Here is a 26,381-nt window from a genome sequence, read left to right as displayed (position 1 = left end):
AATTTAGCTCTATGATTTTTTAACACCGTATTTTCATCTATCACGCTGCATATAAGGTACTCCTATGGCCTGGAAAGTGATGAGCTCAGTAATTTGCCCAAATACAGGCATTGTTTATACTGCGATTGTGGGTCTTAAATTCCTTAAAATGATCATCTGGTATGAAAGCAATGTTTTCCTGCGGCCAGGAGACATCATTAAGCCATCAAAAAACGGGATTATCATCAATGGGGTTCATCAATCGCTGATCGTCTACAACGTCTCACCGTATAATGAAACGCTATGGAAAGAAATTGAAGACAAGATGACCTGCCCGTTTAATAAGCATGCAGAACACTCCCTCTGTAGCTATTCCCTGCACTGTCGCGCGAAGAAATGCCCACACGGTTTCATCACCAACCCACAGGCGCTGAACATCCGGGAGATAAAACACTAGCGTGCATTTTTTACAGGGCTGTAGTAACGCAACGAGAGGTGCGAGTGAATGGCACGCCCTGTAGGATTCGAACCTACGACCTACGGCTTAGAAGGCCGTTGCTCTATCCAACTGAGCTAAGGGCGCACGGAGAAGAGTGAACTTCGCGGCATGAAACGCGTGGAATTATACGGTCAATGGCAGGTGAGTCAATGCCTTTTCCATCTTACCGGCTGAGAAGGGCTAGCTGATTGTAAATCCGGCTGTTTTTTCAACATTTCCCTCTCTTTTTGCCGCCAGGACGACGGGTGCGAAAAAGCCTGGTCACATTTAAGTAACGCCCGCTACTCTCTTTTACATCACCCCGTCACACTCTGCTGAGGCAATCTCTACGGCAGACAACAGGACAACGGAGTGACCGCGCTAAATCTGACATCCACCTCTTCCCGCTTGCAGCAACTCTCTCACGACATCACCGGAATCAAGCTTGAACCCATCGTCGCCCTCGCCTCATCGCGGCGCGTTGGGGTCGAAGTTCTGAGCGTGTTATCTCCACGTCAGCAAAGTGAACGCTTTTTTCGCAATCGCTCGGCCGAACAGTCGCTTATGCTGCTGGAGATTCAGCTTGCCGCGCTGCAAAGCGCGTTTGAACGCCACAACCTTTTTGTCAATTTGCCGATAACGGTGTTTAGCGAGGGCGACAATTTTCAGCGGATGCTTGCGCTAAATGCGCCTCCGCTAAACGTTGAGATTGTCGATCCGGACGCCTTTTTTGATCTCCCTGCCCCGCGCCAGCGTGACGTAATCCGCCGCTTAAGGTGGCTACGTCGTCGGGGGCATCAGGTTTGGCTTGATGACCTTGACGAAGCCACGGTGCAACCTTTTCTATCCCAAAGGCTACCGTTAAGCGGGATCAAGATCGATAAGCTGGCATTCTGGCGGTTGCGCGGCACGCCCGCGCTGACAAAGCTGGTTACGCTCTGTACACATATTGCCGGGCATGTCCTCATTGAAGGTATTGAGACAGAGAAAGATTATGCCTGCGCGCTGCGGGCTGGCGCGGGATTAGGCCAAGGATTTTACTGGCCGTCCTGGACATGGCCGGAGGAATAAGCGGTCATCGCCGAGAGGGAAGCCATGCGAATGACAGTACGCCGTTACAGGCGGCGTCGAACGGGAAGTGATTCACTGGGATTTACACATTCGCCTTTTGCTCCTCCTTTTTTCGATCGCCTTGAATTTTTGAGCCAGTCTATCAACCAGACTCGCAAAACGGATTCACCTTTTGTCATCCTGGTCACTCAGGATAACTTCCTTCGCGCCGGGCTTTTGCAGGGGCAATCTCCACTGAGCAATTGCTGTGATTACACCACGCTGGATTCGGCGCTGCTCGCCCTCAACCACTGGCCGTCAGCGCGCCTTGTTGTGGACATCGACGGGCGCACCAGCCCGATGCTCGATCTTCTGGACAGGCTCAGGCGCCACAGCCTGTACCCGCCCTTTATCATGCCGAATCTGTTGATTCGCGCCGACGACTACGATGCGCGACTCTTTTGCAAAGCCGCGGGCCCGTTTCACGTGCTTGAGCGCCAGCTCACGGCAGAAACACTGCAGCAGACGCTTATGGATGCCCAGCCGCTTCAGCCGAGTCAAACGGAGTGGTTTTCACGAAAGGAGTGGCCTATTTTACAGGAGCTGGCGCGCGGCCGATCCTTGCGCCAAATTGCGCTTCTGCACAACCGTCCCTATAACCGCATTATTTATCGTCTTAGCTGTATTCTGACGAAGCTTGGGCTGAACCATCGGCAGGAGCTACTGCATCTTCTCAATAACCTCTCAGACTTCACGCTTTAACTCGCGTACTAACCCCTTCATTCCTAAAGACCTTTAAGAAATTACTTATCAACAATGTTTCTTTTTTGTTTAATTTTAACATTACATTAAAGATTGCAACTATTCCTAATTTATTCGACGCATCACTTATTAATGCTAAAAAATGACGTTACGTTAGCGCATTATTTCATTTTTGATGCAGCGCAAATTATCCGCGTAAAGATATATTTTCTTTAAAAACAGCCATCTTGACCGGCTACAAGCCTCAGGAGGAACCAAACCAATCAGCATATCCTGCTGTTCGTTTGAGGAGCACAGCCGGGGAGCGCTGAGGCTTTCAACTGACGGCGTGGCGCATGCGGAAGGAATATTTCCGCTTTCAGGAAGAACACGAGACCGAGAAATGCAGCACCAATTCGTTAACAATTGATCAACATATAGAGGGATGTTTTATTTTTTGTTATTACATAAAGACGAAAAATTGTGTTAATTCGAATACCAGGATAATTCACCTAAATTTAAAAACATAGTTCTTAATATCCAGAATATAATATACAACAAGGGTTCGAAATTAATTTACAGTCTTTTCGGAGAAAGCTTAAACGGTATAATAAGACGTGTTTCAAACATTAATAAGAAAAACTCTTTTGCCTTTTATAGCCAAATGATACAACCGCGCTAAGGCATTGTTTTCATCACTACGTTAAGAAGGATGCTTACGTTCTTTCCAGGGAAATACTACCGTATAAGGATCTGCACAATTATCCTTCCGGCTTTTCGAGAGTTTTACAAAACTCAACATAACGCTTTCAACAATCTGAGGCATAAAAAATGAAACCGGCATCCGTTATCATTATGGACGAACACCCTATCGTCAGAATGTCGATAGAAGTCCTGCTACAGAAAAATAAAAACATCATCGTCAAGCTTAAGTCTGGCGATAGTCACGAAGTGCTCGACTGTATACGTAACCACCCCATCGATTTAGTGATCCTTGATATCGAACTGGCAGGGACCGATGGATTCGCTTTACTCAAGAGAATCAGGAACTTAAATAAAGACATTAAGGTATTATTCCTCTCATCAAAATCCGAAGCCTTTTATGCCGGACGCGCTATTCGCGCCGGGGCAAATGGTTTTGTCAGCAAGCGTAAAGATTTAGGTGAGATCTACAATGCGGTTGAAATGATTTTGAACGGTTATTCTTTCTTTCCCTCCGAAACGCTGAGTTTTATAAATCATCTCGGCTCGCGAACGGGAGCGGCGGTGGATATGCCGCTGTCTAATCGGGAAGTGACGGTTCTGCGCTATCTGGCGAATGGATTATCGAATAAGGAGATTGCTGAACAACTATTATTAAGCAATAAAACGATTAGCGCGCACAAATCCAATATCTATTCAAAACTCGGCGTGCAGAGCATCGTGGAATTAATTGATTACGCCAAGGCGCACGAGCTGCTATAACCTGAAATCACTCCCTGCAACTTATGTGAGTTGCAGGGAGTGCGGTTAGGGCTAATTATAATTAATCATAAAGGTTGCATCGGCATCCGCCCGCCCCGGTTGAGGATTATCCGCAGTGGCAATATAGTTAGCGTAAAACGACAGTTCCGCATTTCCCAGCGCATCCACCGCTACCTCCTGGCTTGCCTGCTGCAGCGCCAGCCGCGTTTTATCACGATCGCGGATCTCTACCGCAACGTTGCTGGCCGCGCCGGCGTCATTTAACGCCAGCAGGCTGTTATCGCTTCCTGCCGGTTTCCCCGAGAAGGTGATCGAGGCGGACCCCGGCGGACAGCCGGTCAGCTTTAGCGTAAACGGCACCGCCTGAGTGCGGCTGCCTGCGGTTTTGATTTGCTTCGTCGGCCAGGTGCCCAGCTGCACCGTCTTGTCGCTATCGCTGCCCTCTGCGACGCAGGTGAAATCGACGATGTTGCCGTACAGCTGAATGTTAATTTCGCCCAGCGCGTTGTTCGCCTCGGCGCTGGCATGAAGCATCAGCAGCGCTGCTGCCGTATATCGGGTTACGTTCCGCATCGCGCCTCCTTAATCGTAATCCACGCGCAGATAGCCGCGCGAAGTAAAGCGGCCTTCCGCCGGCTTATTACCCGTTACGCTCACCGGCCAGGCGCGGATGCCTACCTGCGCCTGCGCGCTGTCATCCAGACGGAACGGAATTTTGCTGCTCAGGCTGTTAGGCGTTAACGGCGTACCGTTGCTGTTAGCAACGATAAACCCGACGTCCTTGTTGTCCGACACCAGCATGTTGCCGTTCACGCTGCCGCTATCTGCCTCAATGCGCATCGTCAGGTAGGCGTTTGCCTCCACGTTGGTGCATTTGATGGCGATGGTTTTACTCTGCGGCGAGACCTTTTGCGGTCGATTGCCCGCCCCTGCCTGGCTGAACAACGATGCGCCGATGTCGCCGAAGTCAAACTCGACGATTTGCCCGGCGTTGATGGCGCAGCTTTGTGGCACCTGGATCGTGCCGCTATAGCTGATGGTATAGACCGGCGTGCCGTTGATGGGGTCCGACGATGAGGTGGTGACGTACACGCGGAACATCGTCTCGCGCGGGATCTCCACCATGTTAATAAACCGTCGCGTCACCCTAAGCCGAAACACCAGGTTGGAGTCCTTAACCCCAAACGGCTTATTCTTAGAGACGTTCGGGTGGCTGCCCATCTGAATGTAATTTTGCGGGGGATAAAAAACGCCGGCGTAGCTGTCCGTGATCTTCATCGCGCCGTCGAGGTAATCATTCAGCTTGAGGTACTTATAGCCATCAATCGTTGACGTCACCGGAAAGCTCGTCACGTAGCTGCGCTTGGTCGTGTTGCCCGACGTGCCTTTTGGACAGACGGCGTTTACGCCTACCCACTGCGATTTCTCGCTCAGGGTCACAATCTGGCCGATCTGGTTGTTGGAACTGTTAAATTTATCGGTCAGATCGTAGAAAATATCGGTGGCCACACCGTTCTCATTCACGCAGACGGTGGCCAGGGCCTGCGTCACCGGGAGGCTCACCAGCGCCATTGCCAGCAGCGCCCGGCGCGTAATTTGATGATTAATCACATGTAATCTCCTGTTGCGTGATCGCCTGCTGCAGGCTCTCTTCCGGCAGGCTGTAGGACGCCCGGCACTGCATGCTTGCACCATTGCCCCATTGAATGAGCAACTGCCCCTTAAGCGGCAGCCCGCTCAGGTAAATCTGACCGTCATCGCCCACCATGCTGGTCACGCCGCTTTGGGTTTCACGCACCACGGCACCAAACGGCACCGGCTGACCGCCGCGCCTGACCGTCATCAGCGCGCGAACGCCGATGCGGGTGTCAAAGCTGGCGCGAACCAGCGCGCCACTGGTCGGGACGACGCTCGATACGTTATTTTCAATGTCGGTACTGTTGTTCATTGAGTTGACGTCCAGCGCAATGCGGTTGTAGCGGTAAACGGTGGCGTATGGCATTACCGCATAGCCGCGCCAGTCCGTTTTCACGCCGGTCTGGTTCTCCACGCTCACGCCATTCGCGCCCGGGGCTTTGATCAGGACGTTGGTATCGCCAAGCGGCTGGCTGAAGGTCACGCCGTCCGCATGCCCGACCACGCCGCCGGAAGCCTGCCAGTTGACGTCGTGCTGGTTGCGCGCGTAGTTATACCCGACGCCCAGCGTGCCGTAGGTCGCCTGCCAGTTGGCGCTGGCGCTTCCGCTGGCACCGTTATTGCTAGTGTGCCCCTGCGTAACGCTGTAGTTCAGGTTGCGACCGTCGAGCAGCGTGCCGCTGACCCCGGTCTGCCAGCTGGTATCGCCATCGCTGTTGCGGCTTGCCGACGCCGTGGCGTAAGCCCTGTCGATAGCGCTATTGCGACGATAGCCGTGGCCGGTAAAGAGGCTGAGCGGTACGGAGACGTTGAACGATGCGATCCGGTCGGTGCCTTCAATGCCAACCGCCTTGTTCCAGGACCAGGAAACGGAGTAGTTAATCCCGTTCATGCCGCCCGCGTAGCCGAGCTGATACCAGACGTTGGTCTGATCCGTTCCCCAGTAGGTTTGCTCGCTGCCGGAAACGTAGAGCGAGCCGTAATCCCCCAGCGACTGGGAAATATTCAGCTGGAAGCGCCCTTTCTTATTCCACGTCAGGTTGTGATAGCTCTGCACGTCCGGGACGCCGTCGTTGTCCTTTCCGTCGCCGTACTGATAGCCCTCCATCGAGCGCCACGCGACGTCATCCAGGGTGTAAAAGCCCCTCGTGGAGTAGCGATAGCCGAGAAGCTGGAAGTTAGTGCCGAATCCGTTGAGCGATTTTGCATACAGGAAGCGCAAGGACTGCCCCTCGTGGCGGCTGTCGTCAGCCAGCTGGCTGCGCGCGTGGGTGATATCCAGCGATATGGCGCCCCAGTCGCCCAGGTTCTTCCCGGCGCCGACGGCCAGCGCGGTGTAGCGCGAGGCCAGCTGCGTGCCGCCGTACAGCGTGTAGCCGTTGGCGAGGCCCGCGATCAGCGTGCCCTGGGAGAAGAACGGCGTATCCTGCTCGCTGTTGCCGCTGCGGTAGTCCCCCGCCACCAGGTCGTACTTCCAGCGCCCTTCGCGCTGGAGCAAAGGGACGGTGGAATACGGCACGGTATAGCGCTGGCTGCTGCCGTCCTTTTCCTCAACCGTCACCTCAAGGTCACCGCTCGAGGACGTCGGGTTCAGGTCCGTAATGGCGAACGCCCCGGCCTGAACGTAGCTCTGATAGATGACGTAACCGTTCTGGCGGATAACCACTTTTGCCGGGGTGCGGGCGATCCCGCGAACGGTAGGGGCGTAGCCCTGCAGGCTGTCGGGATACATGCTGTCGGAGGAGTAAAGCCGCCCGCCGCGAAAGCCGACGCTGTCAAACACGTCGTTGCCGGTATTGCTGTCGCCGAGCACCAGCTCGCTTTTCAGCGGGATCACGGTGCGCTGTGCCCAGGTGCCAATGTTTTCCCAGCTGCTGTGCCGCTCGCCGTTGCTCTGCGAATAGCGCCAGGCGCCGTTATTGCGCAACCGCCACGGACCGTAGTTCAGGCCGCTTTGCAGGTTGAGGTAGTAGCTGTCGTCATCGCTTCCCCGGTTGCCGGTGAAGCTGTAGTTCAGCAGCGCGGCGGGGATACCCTCATCCCACTGCTCGGGCGGAATATAGCCGCGCGCGCTGTTTTCCATTGCCACCTGAGGCAGACTGACGTCAAGGCGCAGGGAGGCGAAGTTAAACGCCACTTCGCTGCCGGGAATGGCGGTCGTCAGCGGAACGCAGGTGTCGCCCTGAAGGTTTGCCAGCTCGGGAAATGCGGCAATGTTCACGCCGAACCTGTCGAGCATTTTGCGCGTCACGCAGGCCGCCAGCCCTCCCGCCACGGGCGGCGTGGTGCCGGTCGCCTGTTCAAAACGCACGTCCTGCGTCCCGATGAACTCATCGTTACGCCAGATATCGACGCGATAGACGCCCGGCGCCTGCTGGTGCCCCTGTTCAAAACGCGACAAATCCGCCACGTTCGCGGTATCGTCGGAGAGAAACGCCGGGTTAAAGTAGCTTTCGCCCCAGCCGACGTGCGACCAGAGCGTGCTCATCAGCGCCAGCGCAACCGGGCAGTATCGCCATTGGTGATTTGTCATCGCCCTGACTCTGCTCACAGGTTGACGCTGCGCGCCGGGGTAATGGCACCGTAATCATTCACGCTCTGCCACGAGAGCGCGCCGCTCGCGCCGGCAGGAATCACCTGCTGCGTGCTGCTTTTCGGTGCCACCATCAGGTTGTTCAGGGTCTGGCCGCCCATTTTCAGGTTAACCAGCGTGACGTAGTACGGTGAGGCATTGCTGACCTTAAGATGGTTGCCCACGCGCTCAAAGCGCAGGTGCGACAGCGCCTCTTCCGGCTGCATCGCCAGCTTGCCGGGGCGGACAAACAGCTTAATACGCGACAGAATCGCCAGCTGGAGCACGTTATTGCCGTCCTGGGCGGCTTTACTCACGGACGGAATGGCCTTCACGTTCATAAAGAACAACGATTCGCGGTCGGCGGGCAGGGCCGGACCGGCATAAATAATGCGCAGCGTATTCTCGCTGTCCGGTTCGCTGACGAACAGCGGCGGCGTGACGGCAAAAGTTTTTTCTTTTTGTCCGTTCGCATTTTCAATCCAGGCGTTAATTAAATAACGCTCTTGTTTATTACTGTTAGTAATAGCCAGCGACGTCTGCTTCGCGTCTGCCGGATAAATAACGCGCGTAGCGCCCAGCGCAATCCCGCCCGATGCATTTGCGCAGGTGGAAACCATCATCAAAATAAATGAAAAAATCAGTCCTGGTTTAATTAGGGAGTTCATCACAACAATACCTTTAATAATGTGTTTGCAGGCGTAGAAGGCGTTATGGATAAATCAACGTAAACCAGACGTCTGACTGAATACGGCCTGGCACGAGGTGTTCGGAAATAGCGCGATAGCGGGCGCTAAAATGAAAGGCAAGCTCGCGGGTATCGATGGGCAAAAAGCTGACGGCCGCCGCGTTGGGAATGATCTGGCGCTGCTGTTCGTCAAATAGCGCTAGCCCCACGCCGCTGCTGACGGGCGTTTCACCGGGTCGCGATGTTGCCAGAAACACCTGAGGATCTTCCACCGGAGTGTCCCCCTGAAACTGAATGCCTACGGTGCGAGAGACGTCCACGCTGCAGTCGAGTAAGCGCACGGTAAACGGCACGTTGACCGTAGAAAAGCTGCCCACGCCGGAAAAGGAGTTGGTGCGATATTGCCCCATATCAATGCGCATATTCAGGCTGTCAGGCGCCACCGCGCAGCCGCCGTTGACCAACTCTCCTCGGAGGTACACCTTCCCGCCGTCGATTACCACGGTGTGTGCGCATGCCTGATGTACCATCGCAAGCGTTAACAGCAGCAGTGTTCCGATCCTTGTCATCATATTCTCAGCGTTAACGTATGACGGGCCTCATCCCTGAGGCCGAAACATCCCTGTAAAAAAGGTCTTACTCGTACTTCATCACGAAGGTCGCGTCGGCGTTGGCCTGACCCGGAGTCGTGGTTGCCGCGGTCGCTTTATAGCGCGCGGTGAAGTTCAGGGTGTTGGTGCCCTGAATCAGCGTTTTCGCCGCGGAGAAGGTCGCGCCGTCCGGCGTCAGCGTGGTGGATTTGCTGTCGAGGATCTCGATACCCACGCCTTTCGCGCTGTTGTCGTTGTTGCCGGAGGTGACGGCCAGCAGGGTTTTATCGGTTGCGTCGATTTGACCGGTGAACGCCACGGATGCGGTTGTTGCAACGGTAGGGTCGCAATCGTTCAGCACGATTTTGAATGGAATATTCGACGTGGTGTCGCCCACTTTCGTAAATTTCGCCGTACGATATTGACCCAGGTTAACGGTCTGCTCGGAAGATTCAGTATTTACTGAACATGCGGCATTCACTAATTCACCTGTAAAATGCACAGTACCGCCATTAACGGAAACCGGCGTTTTTGGATCTTCTGCATGAGCGGCACCCGCGACCAGGGCCAAAGTTGCAATAACAGTCGTAGCAATGTTGCTGAGTTTCATGTCTATTCCTTTAAAATATAAATAACCCTTCCCGTGCTCGCCGGGAATAAAGAAATACATTCAATTGTGTAATTGAAAGCTTATTTCGGAGCAGATAAAGTAGCGCAGGAAGTGATATTTAAATATGTCAAAACGCTGCGATTTCGCCAGGACACATCCTAATCCGGCCTCGGAAATTGACCCTGTAGTCACCAGGGGTTACCGTCAAGCGTCGAAATCTCGCAAAGGATGACTGACAGCGGCGCTGGCTTCTGACAAAATATAGCCATCCCCCCTTTTAAACGTTACAGACGGAATCCTCTCTCTGATGGCAGCAAAAATTATTGACGGTAAAACGATTGCGCAGCAGGTGCGCTCTGAGGTCGCGGAAAAAGTGAAGGCGCGTACAGCGGCCGGAAAACGCGCCCCGGGGCTGGCGGTTGTGCTGGTAGGCAGTAACCCCGCTTCGCAGATTTATGTCGGCAGCAAGCGCAAAGCGTGCGAAGAGGTGGGCTTCGTCTCCCGCTCTTACGATTTGCCGGAAACCACCAGCGAAGCCGAACTGCTGGAACTGATCGACACCCTGAACGCCGATAAAGAGATCGACGGAATTTTGGTCCAGCTGCCGCTGCCTGCAGGCATCGACAACGTGAAGGTGCTTGAGCGCATCGCGCCGGACAAAGACGTGGACGGGTTCCATCCGTATAACGTGGGCCGCCTGTGCCAGCGCGCGCCGCGCCTGCGCCCGTGCACCCCGCGCGGCATCGTTACCCTCCTCGAGCGTTACAACATCGATACCTACGGCCTGAACGCCGTGGTGATCGGCGCGTCGAATATCGTGGGCCGTCCGATGAGCATGGAGCTGCTGCTGGCCGGCTGCACCACCACCGTGACCCACCGCTTCACCAAGAACCTGCGCCACCACGTCGAAAACGCCGATCTGCTGATCGTCGCGGTCGGCAAGCCGGGCTTTATACCGGGCGAGTGGATTAAAGAAGGCGCGATTGTTGTGGACGTTGGCATCAACCGTCTTGAAAACGGCAAAGTGGTCGGCGACGTGGTGTTCGAAGATGCCGCCGCGCGCGCGTCATACATTACCCCGGTACCGGGCGGCGTAGGCCCGATGACCGTAGCCACATTAATTCAGAATACCTTGCAGGCCTGCGAGGAGTATCACGACGTAGAGGACGCGTAAGATGGCAACATTTTCATTAGGTAAACACCCGCACGTAGAGCTGTGCGATCTGCTGAAGCTGGAAGGCTGGAGCGAAAGCGGCGCACAGGCGAAAATCGTGATTGCCGACGGGCGCGTTAAGGTCGACGGCGCGGTGGAAACCCGCAAGCGCTGCAAGATCGTTGCGGGCCAGACCGTGAGCTTTGAAGGTCAGAGCGTGACGGTTACGGCCTGAGCGGCGTGATGCCCTCACCCTAACCCTCTCCCACAGGGAGAGGGAACTGCTCGGTGCGGTCTTCCCCCCTCTCCCTGTGGGAGAGGGCCGGGGTGAGGGGAAAATCCCCATTATCTCCACGCTATCCCCCACATCCATTCAGGTTAATTATCGATCAACTTCAAATAATCACTATTTCATCTGATGAAAGGTAAAAATTGTGTTGCGCGAAATTCAGGCTTTCCTCACGATAAGTAGAACGTTCTACTAAAACGTTCTACTTACAATAACAGCGCCTAAAAAAGCGCTACTCGGGGGAAATCAGCATGAGTCTGATATCAGGGTTTGTGAAATCGCTGTCTAAGTTATCGATGATTGGCCGCGCCTTAATGCTGCCAATTTCACTGCTTCCCGCTGCGGGGCTGCTGCTGGCCTTTGGCGATAAGTTCCACCTGCCGCTGATGATGAACGCGGGCGGGGTTATTTTTGATAACCTGCCGATGCTGTTCGCCATCGGTTCTGCCGTCGGCCTGGCGTCGGAATCCGGCATCGCGGCGCTCTCCGCGGCGGTGTCGGTGTTTGTGACCAATATTACCATCAGCACCGTGCTCAGCATCACGCCGGAAATGGCGTCCCAGGGCGGAAAATACGCGATGGTCGTTGGCATCCCGACGCTGCAGATGGGCGTCTTCGGCGGGCTTATCTGCGGTATTCTCGCGGCCTGGTGCTATAACCGCTTCCACACCATGCAGCTGCCGGAGTTTCTCGGCTTCTTCTCCGGCAAGCGCTTTGTGGCGATTGCGACGGCGTTTCTGTCGTTCCTGCTCGGGCTGCTGCTGCCGTACGTCTGGCAGCACATCCAGTCCGGCATCGACGCGCTCTCCGTTGTCGTCAACGGGGATAATCAGGCGGCCTCAACCTTTATCTTCGGGCTAGTGGAGCGCGCGCTGATCCCGCTCGGCCTGCACCACATCTGGTATCCGTCGTTCTGGTATTCGTTCGGGGATTACACCACCCAGGCGGGCCAGGTGATCCACGGCGACCAGACCATCTGGTTCAAGATGCTGGAAGAAGGCGTTAAGTCCTTCAGCAGCGACACCTACCAGAACGCCGGTAAGTTCATGCAGGGCGAGTTCCCGCTGATGCTGTTCGCGCTGCCCGCCGCGTGCCTCGCGATGTATCACGAAGCCCACACGAAGAATAAAAAGATCGCTGCCGGGATCCTGTTCTCCGCCGCGCTCACCTGTTTCCTGACGGGGATCACCGAGCCAGTCGAGTTCACCTTCATCTTCGTGGCGCCCATCCTGTACGTCTTTAACGCCGTGATGGCGGGCCTGGCCTACATGACCATGTACCTGATGCATGCGCATATCGCCAAGTCCTTCTCCGCGGGCTTTATCGACTACCTGTCGTTCGGCATCCTGCCGTCGTTCAACGGCTATCAGACCAACTTCCTCAATGCCATTATCATCGGCATTCCGATGGCGCTGATTTACTACTTCACCTTCCGCTTCGTGATCCGCCGCTTCGACGTCAAAACGCCGGGTCGTACCGAAGTGACCGCCAGCGCCGACGATAAAACCGATACCGAAATCGCCACCGAGATTATCGGCCTGCTGGGCGGCGCGCAGAACATCGACTCCGTCGGTTCCTGCATTACCCGCCTGCGTCTGGAAGTGGCGAAGAGCGATGCGGTAGACAAAGACGGCCTGAACGGGCTCGGTGCGCGCGGCGTGGTCTTCGTCGGTGACACCGGCATTCAGGTGATTTTCGGTGCCAGAGCACAGTTTATCGCCCAGACCATGTCCACGATGATCGGCAAATAATAAGATGCCGGGACGACACGTCTCCTGTACGCTGGGAGACGTTGTCTTATCTGGCTGATAATCAGTGAATTTCAGGGAGCGGTTTTGAAGAAAGTCAGCATCATTGATGTGGCAAAGCATGCGGGCGTGTCGGTCTCTACCGTCTCGCTGGTGCTGCGCCAGAAGGGGAAAATCTCTGAGGCCACCATCGGCAAGGTCAATGATGCCATCACGACGCTGGGCTATGTGCACAACGTGGCCGCCGCAAACCTTCGCGCCAACACCTCTAACCTGATCGGCCTGATCCTGCGTGATTTCAGCGACAGCTTTTCCATCAAGGTGATGGCGAGCATCGTTCAGGAGCTGGAAAAACAGGGGTACATGGTGTTCCTCGGCCAGCCGCTGAACGACGGCGAGCACCTTGAGCGCTGCCTGCTCTCCTTCAAGCAGCAGGGCGTGGCGGGCGTAATTTATCTGGCCTCGGACACCCGCACCTCGGCGCTGCCGGAGCAGATCCGCCAGTGTCCGCTGCCGCTGGTCGCGGTTTCGCAGTCGCTGCTTGATGAGAAATGCAACCTGGTGATGCGCGACAACCGCCAGGCGGCAAACCTGGCCGCGCGCTACCTGATCGAGCGCGGGCACCGCAACATCGCCTACATCGGCGGGCGCGAGGGCTGCCTGATCCGCGAGCAGCGCCTGCTCGGCTTTCGCAGCGCGATGACGCAAAACGGCCTGATCTGGCGCGACGACTATTCCCCCGCCTGCAGCGATGACACGATGGCCGCCGGCTTCGCCACCCGCCATCTGCTGGAAAAGAACAACACCATTACCGCCCTGCTCTGCCATTCGCCGGACGCGATAATTGGTTCTCTCTCGGGTATTCATCAGGTGGGGCGTACCGTGGGGAAAGACGTATTTTTAACCCAGCAGGTCGCGCTGGTGGGCTTTGAGGATATGCTGCACGTTAACCTGACTTCGCCGTCGTTTACCTACGTCTCCTCCGCCAGCGAAGAGACCGGGCGTCAGGCCGCCGGGCTGATGATCCGCAGGCTGAAAGAGCCGGATCTGCAAACGCAGCGCATTACCCTTTCCGGGCAGCTTATCGCGCGCGAGTCGGCGTAAATTCAGAATTCGGCGCAGGTTTGCTGGGGCGAATTCGCTGCTATATTTCCATGATTTGCCGGGAATAATTGCAATGCCTACCGTTATCACTCACGCCGCTGTACCTCTTTGCCTGGGCTTAGGCCTGGGAACTAAAGTCATCCCTTCCCGCCTGCTGTTTGCCAGTGTCATGCTCGCGATGCTGCCGGACGCCGACGTGCTGGCGTTTAAATTCGGCGTCGCCTACGGAAATATTTTCGGCCATCGCGGTTTTACCCACTCCCTGCTGTTCGCCTTTGTGGTGCCGATACTCTGCGTGCTGATTGGCCGACGATGGTTCAGGGCCAGCCTGACGCGGTGCTGGCTGTTTTTAACCGTCTCGCTGCTGTCGCACAGCCTGCTGGATTCGATCACCACGGGCGGGAAAGGCGTCGGCTGGCTGTGGCCGTGGTCGGATGAACGGTTCTTCGCGCCGTGGCAGGTGATCAAGGTCGCGCCGTTTGCGCTGTCGCGCTACGCTACGCCGTACGGGCATCAGGTAATTATCTCGGAACTGCAGTGGGTGTGGCTACCGGGGGTAGTGCTGATGGGGTTGCTGTGGTGGAGAAAACGCGCGCGCTGATGCCCTCACCCCGGCCCTCTCCCACGGGGAGAGGGAGACAACCGAACGATCCCCTCTCCCTTAGGGAGAGGGTTAGGGTGAGGGTGGAAATTACTTACGGCGCCAGGTCGTTCCCTGCGGGCCGTCTTCCAGAATAATACCCATCTCAGTCAGACGGTTACGCGCCGCGTCCGCCGCCGCCCAGTCTTTCACCTGACGCGCCTCCAGGCGCGCCTTGATCAACGCTTCAATCTCCGCCACTTCGCCGTCGTCCGCCTGCGCGCCGCCCTGCAGGAACGCCTCCGGCTCCTGCTCCAGCAGGCCGAGCACGGAAGAGAGCTTGCGCAGATGCGACGCCAGCGCGTTGGCCGCGGCCATATCTTCTGACTTCAGGCGGTTGACCTCGCGCGCCATGTCGAACAGCACGGAGTACGCTTCCGGGGTGTTGAAGTCATCGTTCATCACCTCAATGAAGCGCGCTTCGAACGCCTCGCCGCCCGCAGGCGCAACGGATTTGTCGGTGCCGCGCAGCGCGGTGTACAGGCGCTCCAGCGCCGAGCGGGCCTGCTTGAGGTTCTCTTCGCTGTAGTTCAGCTGGCTGCGATAGTGGCCGGACATCAGGAAGTAGCGTACGGTTTCCGCGTCGTAGTACTTCAGCACGTCGCGCACGGTAAAGAAGTTGCCCAGCGATTTTGACATCTTCTCGCGGTCAACCATCACCATGCCGGAGTGCATCCAGTAGTTCACGTATTCGCCGCCGTGGGCGCAGGTGGACTGGGCAATTTCGTTTTCGTGGTGCGGGAACATCAGATCCGAACCGCCGCCGTGAATGTCGAAGTGTTTGCCCAGCTGCTTGCAGTTCATCGCGGAGCACTCAATGTGCCATCCCGGACGCCCTTCGCCCCACGGGGACGGCCAGCTTGGTTCACCCTCTTTCGACATCTTCCACAGCACGAAGTCCATCGGGTTACGCTTCACGTCGACCACGTCCACGCGCGCGCCGGCCTGGAGCTGCTCCAGATCCTGACGGGACAGCGAGCCGTAGGTCGGGTCCGTTGGCACGGAGAACATTACGTCGCCGTTTTCCGCCACGTAGGCGTGACCGCGTTCGATCAGCTTTTCGGTGATCTCGATAATTTCGTGGATGTGGTGCGTCGCGCGCGGCTCGCTGTCCGGGCGCAGAATGTTCAGGGCGTCAAAGTCCTTGTGCATCTCGACGATCATGCGATCGACCAGCGCCACGAAGCTTTCGCCGTTTTCGTTGGCACGCTTGATGATTTTGTCGTCGATATCGGTGATGTTGCGCACGTATTTCAGTTTATAGCCCAGAAAACGCAGGTAGCGCGACACCACGTCAAAAGAGACAAAGGTACGGCCATGGCCGATATGACAGAGATCGTAAACCGTGATTCCACACACGTACATGCCGACTTCCCCGGCATGGATAGGTTTAAATTCCTCTTTTTGGCGCGTCATTGTATTAAAAATTTTTAACATCGAAGATTCCATGTGAGACGTGTGTGGATAGTAACTTTTCTATCATACCCATTATTCATCGTCGAAGCAGCACACAATGCAAGGTGATCGCGTCCTGCGGTTATGCTATAACAGGCCCCTATATGTGACCCGAACGCGGGTCGATGCACCACAATAACGGAACAGGATGCAAAAATGGTTACTTTCCACACTAATCATGGCGATATCGTAATCAAAACCTTTGATGACAAAGCGCCTGAAACAGTTAAAAACTTCCTGGACTACTGCCGCGAAGGTTTCTACAACAACACCATTTTCCACCGCGTGATCAACGGCTTTATGATCCAGGGCGGCGGTTTCGAACCTGGCATGCGCCAGAAAGAGACAAAAGAAGCGATCAAAAACGAAGCGAACAACGGCCTGAAAAATACCCGTGGCACGCTGGCAATGGCCCGTACTCAGGCGCCACACTCCGCGACCGCCCAGTTCTTCATCAACGTGGCCGATAACGACTTCCTGAACTTCTCCGGCGAAAGCCTGCAGGGCTGGGGCTACTGCGTATTCGCAGAAGTGGTTGAAGGGATGGACGTGGTTGATAAGATCAAAGCCGTTTCCACCGGCCGCAGCGGCATGCATCAGGACGTTCCAAAAGAAGACGTTGTGATTACAAGCGTGACCGTCAGCGAGTAATTCGTGGCGACACTCTTTATTGCGGATCTGCATCTGCAAACGGAAGAACCGGCGATTACCGCCGGTTTTCTGCGTTTTTTACGCGGTGAAGCGAAAAGCGCCGACGCGCTGTATATCCTCGGCGACCTCTTTGAAGCCTGGATTGGCGACGACGACCCCAACCCGCTGCACCGTGAAATGGCCTCCGCCATTAAGGCGCTGGTTGAGTCCGGCGTTCCCTGCTATTTCATTCACGGCAACCGTGATTTCCTGATCGGCAGGCGCTACGCCCGCGAAAGCGGCATGACGCTGCTGCCGGAAGAACAGGTGCTCGACCTCTACGGCCGCAAGGTTCTGATCATGCACGGCGACACGCTGTGTACGGATGACGTCGGCTACCAGGCGTTTCGCGCCAAGGTCCACACGCCGTGGATCCAAAGGCTGTTCCTCGCCCTGCCGCTGTTTATCCGCAGCCGCATCGCCGCCAGAATGCGCGCGGGCAGCAGGGCCGCCAACAGCAGCAAATCGATGACCATCATGGACGTTAACCCGCAGGCGGTTGTCGACGTGATGGAAAAGCACCGCGTCCAGTGGCTGATCCACGGCCATACCCACCGTCCTGACGTCCACGAACTTATCGCTAGCGGCGAACCCGCCCATCGCGTGGTATTAGGCGCCTGGCACAGCGAAGGATCGATGGTGAAAGTCACGCCTGGCGGCGTCGAACTTATCGCTTTTCCGTTCTAAATATCCGTACGACTTTGCGGCGTCTTTAGCCGCGCAACCGTTTTCCTTGCCGATATTCCATGCTATTCTCTGTGCCCTCGAAAGCAGTGTGTTTCGCACCACAGGAGTTTTAAGACGCATGTCTTCCCGCAATAATCCGGCGCGTGTCGCCATCGTGATGGGGTCCAAAAGCGACTGGGCCACCATGCAGTTCGCCGCCGAAATCTTCGAAATCCTGGACGTTCCGCACCACGTTGAAGTGGTCTCCGCACACCGTACTCCCGATAAGCTGTTCAGCTTCGCCGAAGGCGCCGAAGAGAACGGCTATGAGGTGATTATTGCCGGTGCGGGCGGCGCAGCACACCTGCCGGGCATGATTGCCGCAAAAACCCTGGTGCCGGTGCTGGGCGTACCGGTACAAAGCGCCGCGCTGAGCGGCGTCGATAGCCTTTACTCCATCGTTCAGATGCCGCGCGGCATTCCGGTCGGCACGCTGGCGATTGGCAAAGCGGGCGCGGCCAACGCCGCCCTGCTGGCCGCGCAGATTCTGGCTACCCACGACAAAGGCTTGCGCCAGCGCCTGGCGGACTGGCGCAAAGCTCAGACCGACGAGGTGCTGGACAACCCGGACCCGCGGGGTGCGGCATGAAGCAGGTCTGCGTACTGGGTAACGGCCAGCTGGGCCGCATGCTGCGCCAGGCCGGCGAGCCGCTGGGGATTGCCGTCTGGCCCGTGGGGCTGGACGCCGAACCGGAAGCCGTTCCCTTCCACCAGAGCGTGATCACCGCCGAGATTGAGCGCTGGCCGGAGACCGCCCTGACCCGCGAGCTGGCGCGCCACAGCGCCTTCGTGAACCGCGACGTGTTCCCGATTATCGCCGACCGCCTGACGCAAAAGCAGCTGTTCGACAGGCTCGGGCTCGCCACCGCGCCGTGGCAATTGCTCTCGGATAAAGGCGAGTGGAACGACGTCTTCGCCATGCTCGGCGATCTGGCAATCGTTAAGCGCCGCGTCGGCGGCTACGACGGTCGCGGCCAGTGGCGGCTGCGCGCCGATGAAACCAACCAGCTGCCGGATGAGTGCTACGGCGAGTGCATCGTTGAGCAGGGCATCAACTTTAGCGGCGAAGTGTCGCTGGTAGGGGCACGCGCCCACGACGGCAGCACCGTGTTTTATCCGCTGACCCATAACCTGCACCAGGACGGCATTCTGCGCACCAGCGTGGCGTTCCCGCAGGCCAATGCCGCCCAGCAGGCGCAGGCGGAAGAGATGCTCTCGGCCATCATGCACGAGCTGGGCTACGTGGGCGTGATGGCGATGGAGTGCTTCGTCACCCCGTCCGGCCTGCTGATCAACGAGCTGGCGCCGCGCGTGCACAACAGCGGCCACTGGACGCAAAACGGCGCGTCCATCAGCCAGTTTGAGCTGCACCTGCGCGCCATTACCGGCCTGCCGATGCCGCAGCCGGTGGTGAACAGCCCGTCGGTGATGATCAACCTGATCGGCACCGATCTGAACGTCGACTGGCTGAAGCTGCCGCTGGTGCATCTGCACTGGTACGACAAAGAGGTGCGTCCCGGCCGGAAGGTGGGCCACCTGAACCTGAACGACGTCGACAACGATCGTCTGAGCGCCACGCTGGAAGCGATCGTCCCGCTGCTGCCGCCAGAATATGCCAGCGGCATTGTCTGGGCGCAGTCAAAACTGAAGTAAGTATCCCCCGCCGGGGAGTTGACCTTCCCCTTCCCCGGCGTACAATCCCGCCCATTGCTGCTCAGTTTTCTTCTGGAATAACCATGAACGATGGAACGGACTATCGCGCGATCCTCGCGTCCGATACCCCTTTAATCGACGTTCGCGCGCCGATCGAATTTGCCCAGGGCGCGATGCCCGCCGCAATCAACCTGCCCTTAATGAACGACGACGAACGCGCCGCCGTGGGGACCTGCTACAAGCGCCAGGGGCCCGAGGCGGCGCTCGCACTCGGCCATAGCCTGGTGAAGGGAAATATCCGCGAGGCGAGAATCACCGCCTGGCGCGAGGCCTGCCTTGCTAATCCCGGGGGCTATCTCTGCTGCGCGCGCGGCGGGCAGCGCTCGCACATTACGCAGGCCTGGCTCAAAGAGGCTGGCGTGGAGTACCCGCTGGTCGCGGGCGGTTATAAAGCCCTGCGCCAGACGGCGATTCAGGCTACCGCTGAACAGGTGCAAAAGCCGATGGTGCTGATCGGCGGCTGTACCGGCAGCGGCAAAACGCTGCTGGTGAAGCAGCACGCGCAGGGCGTGGATCTCGAGGGGCTGGCGCACCACCGCGGCTCGTCGTTTGGCCGCACGCTCACGCCGCAGCGCTCTCAGGCAAGCTTCGAAAACCACCTTGCGGTTGAGCTGTTGAAAAAAGACGCGGCGCGCTGGGTGCTGGAGGATGAAGGCAGGATGATTGGCTCTAACCACCTGCCGGAGTGCCTGCGGGATCGCATGGTTGAAGCCCCTATCGCCGTCGTCGAAGACCCGTTTAATGTTCGTCTTGAGCGCCTGCGCGAAGAGTATTTCGACCACATGTGGGCCGATTTTGCCGCCGCATACGGTGAAGAAGCGGGCTGGAAGGAGTACAGCGAATACCTGCACCACGGCCTGTATGCCATTCGCCGCCGCCTGGGGCTGCAGCGCTTTGCGGAGTTCACGGCACTTCTCGATGCCGCGCTGGCGGAACAGCAGCGTTCAGGCAGCACCGAGGCGCACTTCAGCTGGCTTGCGCCGCTGCTGAACGATTATTACGACCCGATGTACCGCTATCAGCTTGAAAAGAAAGCGGAGAAAATCGTTTTTCGCGGAACGTTCGAAGACATTGCCGAGTGGCTTGAGCGCTAGCGAAGTAAAAGCAAAACGGCAACCAGGTTGCCGTTTTGAATGCTTGTTCCCTCTCCCCATGGGAGAGGGTCAGGGTGAGGGCCTCAGGCCGCCTCCGGCAAAACGACCTTAGAAGTCGTAGCGCAGACGCACCAGGTTCATATCGCCCAGGTTGTCGGTGCTTGAGGTGAACACGTGTTCGTAATCCACGCGGAAGCCGTAGTCCAGCTGGAAGCTGATACCCACGCCGTTGTCGATGCGCTGGTAGTTACGACCGTTCACGTACTCGATGCGATCGCCCATGAAGTAAGGCTGGATAGATTTCACCGCGTACTGACCGATTGGGAATTTATACCCTGCGAAGTATTCAATACCCCACGCGTCGCCCGCGAAGTAGTTATCCGTAGAGACTTTTTTGGTGGTCAGGAAGTTCTGATACCAGCCGCCGCCTGCGGAGAAGGTCCAGTTATCCGGCGTCCAGCTCAGGGCCGTACCCAGGATGTTCTGATCGTAGGATTTGCTGTCGCCGTTTTGCGGGTTACGCATATCCGCGCGGGTGTAGTTCCAGGCTGCGCCCCAGGTCAGGTCGGTGGTCAGATGGTAATCCAGACCCAGCGAGCCGCCGCCTTTACGCTTGTAGCGCAGGCCGTTGCCCGGCAGGTATTCGCTGTCTTCAAACAGGTAGGAAGCATAGATGTCCGCATCGCCTACGGTTTTCTTGTATTTCAGCATCTGGCGTGAACGGTAGGAACCGTCGTAGTCGCCGTTGATCCCGTTACCCGGCGCCTGGCCGATCATGTCGTAGTCCCAGATATCGGTTTTTGCACCTACCACGTCATAGTAGACGCTGTTTTGCTGGCCGAAGGTCAGCGTACCCCAGGTATCGCTCTTCAGGCCGGTGTAAAGCATGCGGCGGCTGGTATCGTGCGCGCCGTCGGCGTAGTGGTTGTCCCAGTTGAACTGAGCAGGAATGTTCACGCCCAGCTCGTAATAGCTGATCCAGCTGATGTCATCAAACAGGTAGTAATCCGCCGCGAAGCGGAAACGGGTGCCGCCGTCGAAGCCGTTACGCTTATAGCCGTTTTTACCATCGTCGCCGGTCATGTTCTGAAACTGTGGACGGATGCTGCCGCCCACGGTGAAGTTCAGACGGCTCAGCGGGTTACCCGCCTGTGGATCTTGTTTCAGGATAGTGATTTCCGCCTGAGAAGCGAAAGACGTTAATGCCACCGCTGCGCCAATGGCTGCTGCCAGCGCTGTTGTTTTTATAGTCATTATTTTTCCTTGATAGACACGCTGCTAAATATTTAGCTGGTGAATATTAACTGGAAATAAAGGGGCTGTGTCGGCAGGTTTTTAATGATTTGTGCTACTAAACGTCCGGGTATTATCGTTTTGTGCTACCAGGGGATTACGCACCAGCATATAAACCGGTGCGTAATCATCACGACCGTAAACTAACTCGCGAACTGGCGGAACAGCGCCTTGCCCTTAAGCAGCCGCGTGCCAAGCCAGCCGCCGCACAGCGACAGTAATACCGCGCCGCCGACGGGCAGCGTCAGCCACAGTCGCAGATCGGGCTGCCACGGGAAGTCGAAGACCTTAGTTTGCAGCACCGCCAGCGCGGTTTCCGCGCCCACGGCAGCAACCAGACCGGCCACCAGCCCCAGCAGGGCAAACTCGCTCCAGAGCGTAGTGCGCAGCAGGCGCCTGCTGGCTCCCAGCGTGCGGTAGACCACCAGCTCCTGGTGGCGCTGACGCATGCCGACCTGCACCTGCGCCAGCAGCAGCAGCAGGCCGCAGATCGTCACCAACACCACCATCACCTCCAGCGCGCGGCTCACCTGCTCCAGCACGTGTCCTACCTGCTTCAGGATCGCGCCAATATCCAGCAGGCTGACCGTTGGAAACTCGCGGTTAAGCTGCGTCAGCATGCCGTTGCCGTTCTCCCAGCGGAAGCTCGTCAGCCAGCTCTGCGGCTGACCGTCCAGCGCGCCGGGCGGGAAGATAAAGAAGAAGTTCGGGCGAAGGCTTTCCCAGTCGACCTTGCGCAGGCTCGTCACCTTAGCGCTGAAGTCCTGGGTGTCGCCGGTGAAGGTCACGCTATCCCCCAGCCCCACGTTCAGGCGTTTCGCCAGCCCCTCTTCCATCGAGACCTCGCCCGCCTTCGGCGGCCAGCTCCCGGCGGTAATCGGATTATGGTCCGGGCGCGCGTCCTGCCACGTCAGGTTCAGCTCACGGTTAAGCGCTTCGTCCTTATTCCCCTCCGTCGGCTGGCCGTTAATCTGCGTCAGCCGCGCGCGAACGATCGGGTAGAACGATTCCGGGACAATCATATGCTCGGCAAGGAACGCCTTCAGCGGCGTGACCTGCTCCGGGGCAATGTTGATCAGAAAATAGTTCGGGCTCTCCGGCGGAAGCTGCTGCTGCCAGCGGTCCAGCAGATCGCCGCGCAGCACCAGCAGCAGCGCCAGCAGCATAAACGACAGCGAAAATGCCGAAAGCTGGCTCAGGGTTGACCACGGCTGGTGCAGCAGACGGTTCACCGCCAGCCGGATCGGCAGGGATTTAACCGTTAATGTCTTCAGGAGCTTAAGCAGCATCCAGCCCACCGCGCCGCACAGCAGAGCCAGCACAACGGCCCCCGCCAGAACGGCCCACAGCAGCGTACTGCCGCCCATCAGCCAGGCCAGCAGGCCCACCGCCACCGCGATGATGACCGGAAGATAGAACTTCAGCGGCCAGACGTTAGCCACCGCGTCGCGGCGCAGCACGCGCAGGGGCTGGGTCGCCAGCAGCAGCCGGTAAGGACGCAGCCCCACCAGCAGCGATATCACCGTCATCGCACCGATGGCCCACAGCCACGGCCAGAGGCTTGCCGGCGGTAACGCGGCGGGCAATACCGGTTTCAGCAGCACCATCAGCAGCTTTTCAAACAGCAGGCCTATTGCGCCGCCGGTCACGGCAGACAGGGCAAGCACCATCAGCCACTGGCCGACGATCAGCCTGCGCAGCTGCGCCCTGCCCGCGCCGAGGGTTTTGAGGATCGCCACCAGATCGTAGCGGCTGCGGCAGTAGTGCCCCATCGCCACGGCGACGGCCGCCACGGCCAGCAGCAGGGTTAACAGCGCCGAAAGCAGCAGGAACTGCTGGGAGCGCTCAAGGGATTTGCCCAGCGCCCCCTCGTCCTGCTCAAGCCCGAACCAGCGGTGCTCCGGCTTAAGCTGCGGCAGCAGCCACTTTTCATACGCCGCCAGCTGCTCGGGCGCGCCGCCAAACTTGTAGCGCCAGGTGACGCGGCTTCCCGGCTGAACGGCATTGGTCTTTGCCACGTCCGCCGTGTTCATCAGCAGGCGCGGAGCAAGCTGGAACGGATTGAAGCCGGAATCAGGCTCCTGCACCACCTCCCCGGCAATTTTCAGCGTGGCGTCGCCAACGTCGATGCTGTCGCCCGCTTTTAAATTAAGCAGCGCCATCAGGCGCGGGGCCAGCAGCACCGTGCCGGGCCGCGGCTTCAGGCCCGGCGGGCTGGTCTGCAGCTCGCCGTACATCGGGTAAATGCCATCGACGGCCTTAACGCTGGCCAGCTGTGGCGTATCCCCCGCGAAGGTCATGGTCTGGAAGGTGATTTGCTCCCCCACCTTCAGCCCCAGCCTGCGCGCTTCCTCTACCCAGGCCGGGGAGATTGCGCGGGAGCTTTGCAGCGTGCGGTCGCCCGCCATAAATTCGCGGCTCTGCTGGCTTAAGCCTTTTTCCATGCGGTCGCTTACGCTGCCGAGCGCCAGCACGCACGCCACCGCCAGGCTCAGCGCCAGCCAGACGATCAGCAGCGAGGGCGAGCGCCATTCGCGCCAGAACCAGCGGGCAATCATGCTTCCTCCTGAAGAACACCGTTCACCAGGCGCAGGCGTCGGTCGCAGCGCGCCGCCAGCTGCGGATCGTGCGTGACCAGAATCAGCGTGGTGCCGTGTTCGCGGTTGAGCGAAAACAGCAGGTCGGCAATTTTGTCCCCGGTTTTACGGTCCAGGTTGCCGGTCGGCTCGTCGGCAAACAGCACTTCGGGGCGGCCGTTAAACGCGCGCGCCAGGGCCACGCGCTGCTGTTCTCCGCCGGAAAGCTGCGCCGGAAGATGATCGAGGCGTTTTCCCAGCCCCAGCTGTTCCAGAAGCGCTTTGGCGTGATCGCGGCTCTGGCGGGTATGTTCGCCGCGCAGCAGGCCCGGCAGCTCGACGTTTTCCAGCGCGTTGAGCGTGGGAATGAGCATGAAGGACTGAAAGACGAAACCGATATGTCGAGCGCGCAGCGCGGCGCGCGCCTCTTCGTCCAGGGCGTGCAGCGGCTGGCCCACCAGGTGCACCTCGCCGCTGCTGCCGTCGTCCAGCCCGGCTAAAATCGCCAGCAGCGTGGACTTGCCGGACCCCGACTCCCCGATCAGCGCGATGGTTTCGGCGCGTTTGACAACGAGTTCAACTCCGGTAAGGATGGAAAGCTCGTGCTCCCCCTGACCGACGGACTTCTTAAGATGATGAACTTCAACACTGTTTTCCGCTGGCATTTGCCCTTCCTGTTTTTGATGCTGATGACCTTCCGCGCGGCGGCAGCGGACACGTTACTTGTTCTCGGCGATAGCCTGAGCGCAGGCTATCGCATGGCGGCGAATGCCGCCTGGCCCGCTCTGCTCAGCGATAAATGGCAGACCAAACCGGCGGTGGTAAACGGCAGCATCAGCGGCGATACGTCGCAGCAGGGGCTGGCGCGCCTGCCAGCGCTGCTCAAGCAGCACCAGCCGCGCTGGGTGCTGGTCGAACTCGGCGGCAACGACGGCCTGCGCGGCTTCCAGCCTCAGCAAACCGAACAAACGCTGCGCACCATTTTACAAAGCATCAAAGCCGCTGACGCGCAGCCGCTGCTGATGCAAATTCGCCTGCCCGCTAACTACGGACGCCGCTATAATGAAGCCTTTAGCGCAATCTACCCGAAGCTTGCAAAAGAGTTCGATATTCCCCTGCTGCCGTTTTTCATGGAAGAGGTTTATCTGAAGCCTCAGTGGATGCAGGACGACGGGATCCACCCCAATCGCGACGCGCAGCCGTTTATTGCCGACTGGATGGCAACGCGGCTCGCTCCTTTAGTTAACCATGACTCGTCAAAAAGCTGAGTTCATGACAGGTAAAGTTATGCAAAAATCGGTCTTAATTACAGGATGTTCCAGCGGTATTGGTCTTGAAAGCGCCCTTGAGCTGAAGCGCCAGGGATTTTGGGTGCTGGCGGCCTGCCGCAAGCCCGAAGATGTCGCCCGCATGAACGGCATGGGCTTAACCGGCGTGCAGCTCGATCTGGACTCTCCGGAGAGCATTGAACGCGCCGCCGATGAGGTTATTGCCCTGACCGACAACCGTCTGTACGGGCTGTTTAATAACGCCGGCTACGGCGTGTACGGCCCGCTGCAAACCTTGTCCCGCGACCAGCTTGAGCAACAGTTTTCCGCCAATTTCTTCGGCGTTCATCAGCTCACGATGCGCCTGCTGCCCGCCATGCTGCCCCACGGCGAGGGCCGTATCGTCATGACCTCCTCGGTCATGGGCCTGATCTCCACGCCGGGACGCGGCGCGTACGCGGCAAGCAAATATGCGCTGGAGGCCTGGTCCGACGCCCTGCGCATGGAGCTGCGCCACAGCGGAATCAAGGTGAGCCTGATTGAGCCCGGCCCCATTCGCACCCGCTTTACCGAAAACGTTAACCAGACGCAGGCGGATAAACCGGTCGAGAACCCCGGCATTGCCGCCCGGTTTACCCTCGGGCCCGACGCCGTCGTCGCTAAAGTGCGCCATGCTTTTGAGAGCGAGCGTCCGAAACTGCGCTATCCGGTGACGCTTGTCACCCACGCGGTGAGTCTGCTCAAGCGCCTGCTGCCGGGCCGCGTGATGGACAAAATTTTGCAGGGCTGAGTTGAAGCCTCGTCGCGCATCCCCATGTATAGAAC

The 26,381-nt window shown here is 57.9% G+C and carries 26 protein-coding genes and 1 tRNA gene; 16 read left to right on the top strand and 11 right to left on the bottom strand.

Annotated features, from left to right (window positions below; translation table 11 throughout):
- The first annotated feature begins 64 nt into the window (after positions 1–64).
- Positions 65–436 carry an anti-adapter protein IraM gene (iraM, locus tag DBY73_RS12045; protein WP_112011374.1) on the top strand — a complete coding sequence of 124 codons (372 nt, stop codon included), beginning with the start codon at positions 65–67 and terminating at the stop codon, positions 434–436.
- Positions 437–485: 49 nt separating this feature from the next.
- Here the strand turns inward: iraM and DBY73_RS12040 are convergent.
- Positions 486–562, bottom strand: a tRNA-Arg gene (locus DBY73_RS12040).
- A 267-nt stretch (positions 563–829) separates the two neighbouring features.
- On the opposite strand from DBY73_RS12040, the gene DBY73_RS12035 reads away from it, so the two are divergent.
- The 3 genes from DBY73_RS12035 (at position 830) to fimZ (ending at position 3,712) form a co-directional block, all read left to right on the top strand.
- Positions 830–1,528 (top strand): EAL domain-containing protein, encoded by a 699-nt coding sequence (locus tag DBY73_RS12035; protein ID WP_258458488.1) that lies wholly within the window; start codon positions 830–832, stop codon positions 1,526–1,528.
- Between the two features lie 24 nt (positions 1,529–1,552).
- Positions 1,553–2,269, top strand: a complete 717-nt coding sequence (locus DBY73_RS12030; RefSeq protein WP_112011373.1) for a LuxR C-terminal-related transcriptional regulator — start codon at positions 1,553–1,555, stop codon at positions 2,267–2,269.
- Positions 2,270–3,079: 810 nt separating this feature from the next.
- Positions 3,080–3,712, top strand: coding sequence for a fimbria biosynthesis transcriptional regulator FimZ (gene fimZ, locus DBY73_RS12025; RefSeq protein ID WP_112011372.1), 633 nt, complete (start codon positions 3,080–3,082; stop codon positions 3,710–3,712).
- Between the two features lie 51 nt (positions 3,713–3,763).
- Here fimZ and sfmF read toward each other — a convergent pair whose 3' ends face one another.
- The 6 genes from sfmF to fimA form a co-directional block, all read right to left on the bottom strand.
- Positions 3,764–4,285, bottom strand: a complete 522-nt coding sequence (sfmF, locus tag DBY73_RS12020) for a fimbria assembly protein (protein ID WP_112011371.1) — start codon at positions 4,283–4,285, stop codon at positions 3,764–3,766.
- Positions 4,286–4,294: 9 nt separating this feature from the next.
- The gene (gene fimH / locus DBY73_RS12015; protein WP_258458493.1) at positions 4,295–5,308 is read right to left on the bottom strand and encodes a type 1 fimbria D-mannose specific adhesin FimH; all 1,014 of its coding nucleotides are present in this window, start codon (positions 5,306–5,308) and stop codon (positions 4,295–4,297) included.
- A gap of 7 nt (positions 5,309–5,315) precedes the next feature.
- Positions 5,316–7,880: a fimbrial biogenesis usher protein gene (locus DBY73_RS12010; protein WP_112011369.1), complete on the bottom strand. Its 2,565-nt coding sequence runs from the start codon at positions 7,878–7,880 to the stop codon at positions 5,316–5,318.
- 14 nt (positions 7,881–7,894) lie between these two features.
- Positions 7,895–8,587: a type 1 fimbria chaperone FimC gene (fimC, locus tag DBY73_RS12005; RefSeq protein WP_112011368.1), complete on the bottom strand. Its 693-nt coding sequence runs from the start codon at positions 8,585–8,587 to the stop codon at positions 7,895–7,897.
- A 43-nt stretch (positions 8,588–8,630) separates the two neighbouring features.
- Entirely contained in the window at positions 8,631–9,176 is a 546-nt protein-coding gene (gene fimI, locus DBY73_RS12000) for a type 1 fimbrial protein subunit FimI (protein ID WP_112011381.1), read from the bottom strand.
- A 67-nt stretch (positions 9,177–9,243) separates the two neighbouring features.
- On the bottom strand, positions 9,244–9,807 hold the full coding sequence (gene fimA / locus DBY73_RS11995; RefSeq protein ID WP_112011367.1) for a type 1 fimbrial major subunit FimA: 564 nt from the start codon (positions 9,805–9,807) through the stop codon (positions 9,244–9,246).
- Between the two features lie 307 nt (positions 9,808–10,114).
- Here fimA and folD point away from each other — a divergent pair, with 307 nt between their 5' ends.
- The 5 genes from folD (at position 10,115) to DBY73_RS11970 (ending at position 14,702) form a co-directional block, all read left to right on the top strand.
- Positions 10,115–10,981, top strand: a complete 867-nt coding sequence (folD, locus tag DBY73_RS11990) for a bifunctional methylenetetrahydrofolate dehydrogenase/methenyltetrahydrofolate cyclohydrolase FolD (RefSeq protein WP_112011366.1) — start codon at positions 10,115–10,117, stop codon at positions 10,979–10,981.
- A gap of 1 nt (position 10,982) precedes the next feature.
- A complete protein-coding gene (gene ybcJ, locus DBY73_RS11985; RefSeq protein WP_010428256.1) occupies positions 10,983–11,195 on the top strand; it encodes a ribosome-associated protein YbcJ in 213 nt (70 codons plus the stop codon).
- A 305-nt stretch (positions 11,196–11,500) separates the two neighbouring features.
- The gene (locus DBY73_RS11980; RefSeq protein WP_112011365.1) at positions 11,501–13,000 is read left to right on the top strand and encodes a PTS transporter subunit EIIC; all 1,500 of its coding nucleotides are present in this window, start codon (positions 11,501–11,503) and stop codon (positions 12,998–13,000) included.
- Positions 13,001–13,084: 84 nt separating this feature from the next.
- Positions 13,085–14,101 (top strand): Mal regulon transcriptional regulator MalI, encoded by a 1,017-nt coding sequence (gene malI, locus DBY73_RS11975; protein ID WP_112011364.1) that lies wholly within the window; start codon positions 13,085–13,087, stop codon positions 14,099–14,101.
- A gap of 73 nt (positions 14,102–14,174) precedes the next feature.
- Positions 14,175–14,702, top strand: a complete 528-nt coding sequence (locus DBY73_RS11970) for a metal-dependent hydrolase (protein WP_112011363.1) — start codon at positions 14,175–14,177, stop codon at positions 14,700–14,702.
- Between the two features lie 90 nt (positions 14,703–14,792).
- Here the strand turns inward: DBY73_RS11970 and cysS are convergent, their stop codons facing one another.
- On the bottom strand, positions 14,793–16,178 hold the full coding sequence (gene cysS, locus DBY73_RS11965; protein WP_112011362.1) for a cysteine--tRNA ligase: 1,386 nt from the start codon (positions 16,176–16,178) through the stop codon (positions 14,793–14,795).
- A gap of 174 nt (positions 16,179–16,352) precedes the next feature.
- Here cysS and ppiB point away from each other — a divergent pair, with 174 nt between their 5' ends.
- From ppiB to mnmH, 5 genes are all read left to right on the top strand, one after another.
- Positions 16,353–16,847: a peptidylprolyl isomerase B gene (gene ppiB, locus DBY73_RS11960; protein ID WP_000256009.1), complete on the top strand. Its 495-nt coding sequence runs from the start codon at positions 16,353–16,355 to the stop codon at positions 16,845–16,847.
- A gap of 3 nt (positions 16,848–16,850) precedes the next feature.
- Positions 16,851–17,573, top strand: a complete 723-nt coding sequence (gene lpxH / locus DBY73_RS11955; RefSeq protein WP_112011361.1) for a UDP-2,3-diacylglucosamine diphosphatase — start codon at positions 16,851–16,853, stop codon at positions 17,571–17,573.
- Between the two features lie 118 nt (positions 17,574–17,691).
- Positions 17,692–18,201 (top strand): 5-(carboxyamino)imidazole ribonucleotide mutase, encoded by a 510-nt coding sequence (gene purE / locus DBY73_RS11945; protein ID WP_112011360.1) that lies wholly within the window; start codon positions 17,692–17,694, stop codon positions 18,199–18,201.
- Positions 18,198–19,265, top strand: a complete 1,068-nt coding sequence (purK, locus tag DBY73_RS11940) for a 5-(carboxyamino)imidazole ribonucleotide synthase (protein WP_112011359.1) — start codon at positions 18,198–18,200, stop codon at positions 19,263–19,265. Before purE ends, purK begins: the two co-directional genes overlap by 4 nt.
- Before the next feature lie 83 nt (positions 19,266–19,348).
- Complete coding sequence (gene mnmH, locus DBY73_RS11935) at positions 19,349–20,419, top strand: tRNA 2-selenouridine(34) synthase MnmH (protein WP_112011358.1); 1,071 nt, start codon at positions 19,349–19,351, stop codon at positions 20,417–20,419.
- A gap of 108 nt (positions 20,420–20,527) precedes the next feature.
- Here the strand turns inward: mnmH and DBY73_RS11930 are convergent, their stop codons facing one another.
- From DBY73_RS11930 to ybbA, 3 genes are all read right to left on the bottom strand, one after another.
- The gene (locus DBY73_RS11930; RefSeq protein WP_112011357.1) at positions 20,528–21,673 is read right to left on the bottom strand and encodes an autotransporter domain-containing protein; all 1,146 of its coding nucleotides are present in this window, start codon (positions 21,671–21,673) and stop codon (positions 20,528–20,530) included.
- 182 nt (positions 21,674–21,855) lie between these two features.
- Entirely contained in the window at positions 21,856–24,270 is a 2,415-nt protein-coding gene (gene ybbP / locus DBY73_RS11925) for a putative ABC transporter permease subunit YbbP (protein ID WP_112011356.1), read from the bottom strand.
- Positions 24,267–24,953 carry a putative ABC transporter ATP-binding protein YbbA gene (ybbA, locus tag DBY73_RS11920; protein WP_112011355.1) on the bottom strand — a complete coding sequence of 229 codons (687 nt, stop codon included), beginning with the start codon at positions 24,951–24,953 and terminating at the stop codon, positions 24,267–24,269. The genes ybbP and ybbA overlap by 4 nt, the downstream gene beginning before the upstream one ends.
- Between ybbA and tesA the strand changes: the two genes are divergently transcribed.
- Both tesA and DBY73_RS11910 read left to right on the top strand, forming a co-directional pair.
- Positions 24,924–25,556: a multifunctional acyl-CoA thioesterase I/protease I/lysophospholipase L1 gene (gene tesA / locus DBY73_RS11915; protein WP_112011354.1), complete on the top strand. Its 633-nt coding sequence runs from the start codon at positions 24,924–24,926 to the stop codon at positions 25,554–25,556. The two genes, ybbA and tesA, sit on opposite strands and share 30 nt — an antisense overlap.
- Positions 25,537–26,346 carry an SDR family oxidoreductase gene (locus DBY73_RS11910; protein WP_112011353.1) on the top strand — a complete coding sequence of 270 codons (810 nt, stop codon included), beginning with the start codon at positions 25,537–25,539 and terminating at the stop codon, positions 26,344–26,346. The genes tesA and DBY73_RS11910 overlap by 20 nt, the downstream gene beginning before the upstream one ends.
- The last annotated feature ends 35 nt before the right edge of the window (positions 26,347–26,381 follow it).

This window comes from Enterobacter sp. RIT418, from assembly GCF_003057745.1.
Classification (GTDB): Bacteria; Pseudomonadota; Gammaproteobacteria; order Enterobacterales; family Enterobacteriaceae; genus Enterobacter.
The sequence above is the reverse complement of the archived record's forward strand: the minus strand, read 5'-3'. Positions and strand labels throughout refer to the sequence as shown.

Bases quoted from the DNA above. Each gene is read 5' to 3' on its own strand.
- ybcJ (WP_010428256.1), top strand. From the start codon at position 10,983: ATGGCAACATTTTCATTAGGTAAACACCCGCACGTAGAGCTGTGCGAT.
- ybbP (WP_112011356.1), bottom strand. From the start codon at position 24,270: ATGATTGCCCGCTGGTTCTGGCGCGAATGGCGCTCGCCCTCGCTGCTG.
- fimI (WP_112011381.1), bottom strand. From the start codon at position 9,176: ATGACAAGGATCGGAACACTGCTGCTGTTAACGCTTGCGATGGTACAT.
- purE (WP_112011360.1), top strand. From the start codon at position 17,692: ATGTCTTCCCGCAATAATCCGGCGCGTGTCGCCATCGTGATGGGGTCC.
- fimC (WP_112011368.1), bottom strand. From the start codon at position 8,587: ATGAACTCCCTAATTAAACCAGGACTGATTTTTTCATTTATTTTGATG.
- DBY73_RS12010 (WP_112011369.1), bottom strand. From the start codon at position 7,880: ATGACAAATCACCAATGGCGATACTGCCCGGTTGCGCTGGCGCTGATG.
- iraM (WP_112011374.1), top strand. From the start codon at position 65: ATGGCCTGGAAAGTGATGAGCTCAGTAATTTGCCCAAATACAGGCATT.
- ppiB (WP_000256009.1), top strand. From the start codon at position 16,353: ATGGTTACTTTCCACACTAATCATGGCGATATCGTAATCAAAACCTTT.
- DBY73_RS11930 (WP_112011357.1), bottom strand. From the start codon at position 21,673: ATGACTATAAAAACAACAGCGCTGGCAGCAGCCATTGGCGCAGCGGTG.
- folD (WP_112011366.1), top strand. From the start codon at position 10,115: ATGGCAGCAAAAATTATTGACGGTAAAACGATTGCGCAGCAGGTGCGC.
- purK (WP_112011359.1), top strand. From the start codon at position 18,198: ATGAAGCAGGTCTGCGTACTGGGTAACGGCCAGCTGGGCCGCATGCTG.
- sfmF (WP_112011371.1), bottom strand. From the start codon at position 4,285: ATGCGGAACGTAACCCGATATACGGCAGCAGCGCTGCTGATGCTTCAT.
- fimZ (WP_112011372.1), top strand. From the start codon at position 3,080: ATGAAACCGGCATCCGTTATCATTATGGACGAACACCCTATCGTCAGA.
- ybbA (WP_112011355.1), bottom strand. From the start codon at position 24,953: ATGCCAGCGGAAAACAGTGTTGAAGTTCATCATCTTAAGAAGTCCGTC.
- fimA (WP_112011367.1), bottom strand. From the start codon at position 9,807: ATGAAACTCAGCAACATTGCTACGACTGTTATTGCAACTTTGGCCCTG.
- DBY73_RS12030 (WP_112011373.1), top strand. From the start codon at position 1,553: ATGCGAATGACAGTACGCCGTTACAGGCGGCGTCGAACGGGAAGTGAT.
- DBY73_RS11970 (WP_112011363.1), top strand. From the start codon at position 14,175: ATGCCTACCGTTATCACTCACGCCGCTGTACCTCTTTGCCTGGGCTTA.
- DBY73_RS11910 (WP_112011353.1), top strand. From the start codon at position 25,537: ATGACTCGTCAAAAAGCTGAGTTCATGACAGGTAAAGTTATGCAAAAA.
- tesA (WP_112011354.1), top strand. From the start codon at position 24,924: ATGAACTTCAACACTGTTTTCCGCTGGCATTTGCCCTTCCTGTTTTTG.
- mnmH (WP_112011358.1), top strand. From the start codon at position 19,349: ATGAACGATGGAACGGACTATCGCGCGATCCTCGCGTCCGATACCCCT.
- cysS (WP_112011362.1), bottom strand. From the start codon at position 16,178: ATGTTAAAAATTTTTAATACAATGACGCGCCAAAAAGAGGAATTTAAA.
- DBY73_RS11980 (WP_112011365.1), top strand. From the start codon at position 11,501: ATGAGTCTGATATCAGGGTTTGTGAAATCGCTGTCTAAGTTATCGATG.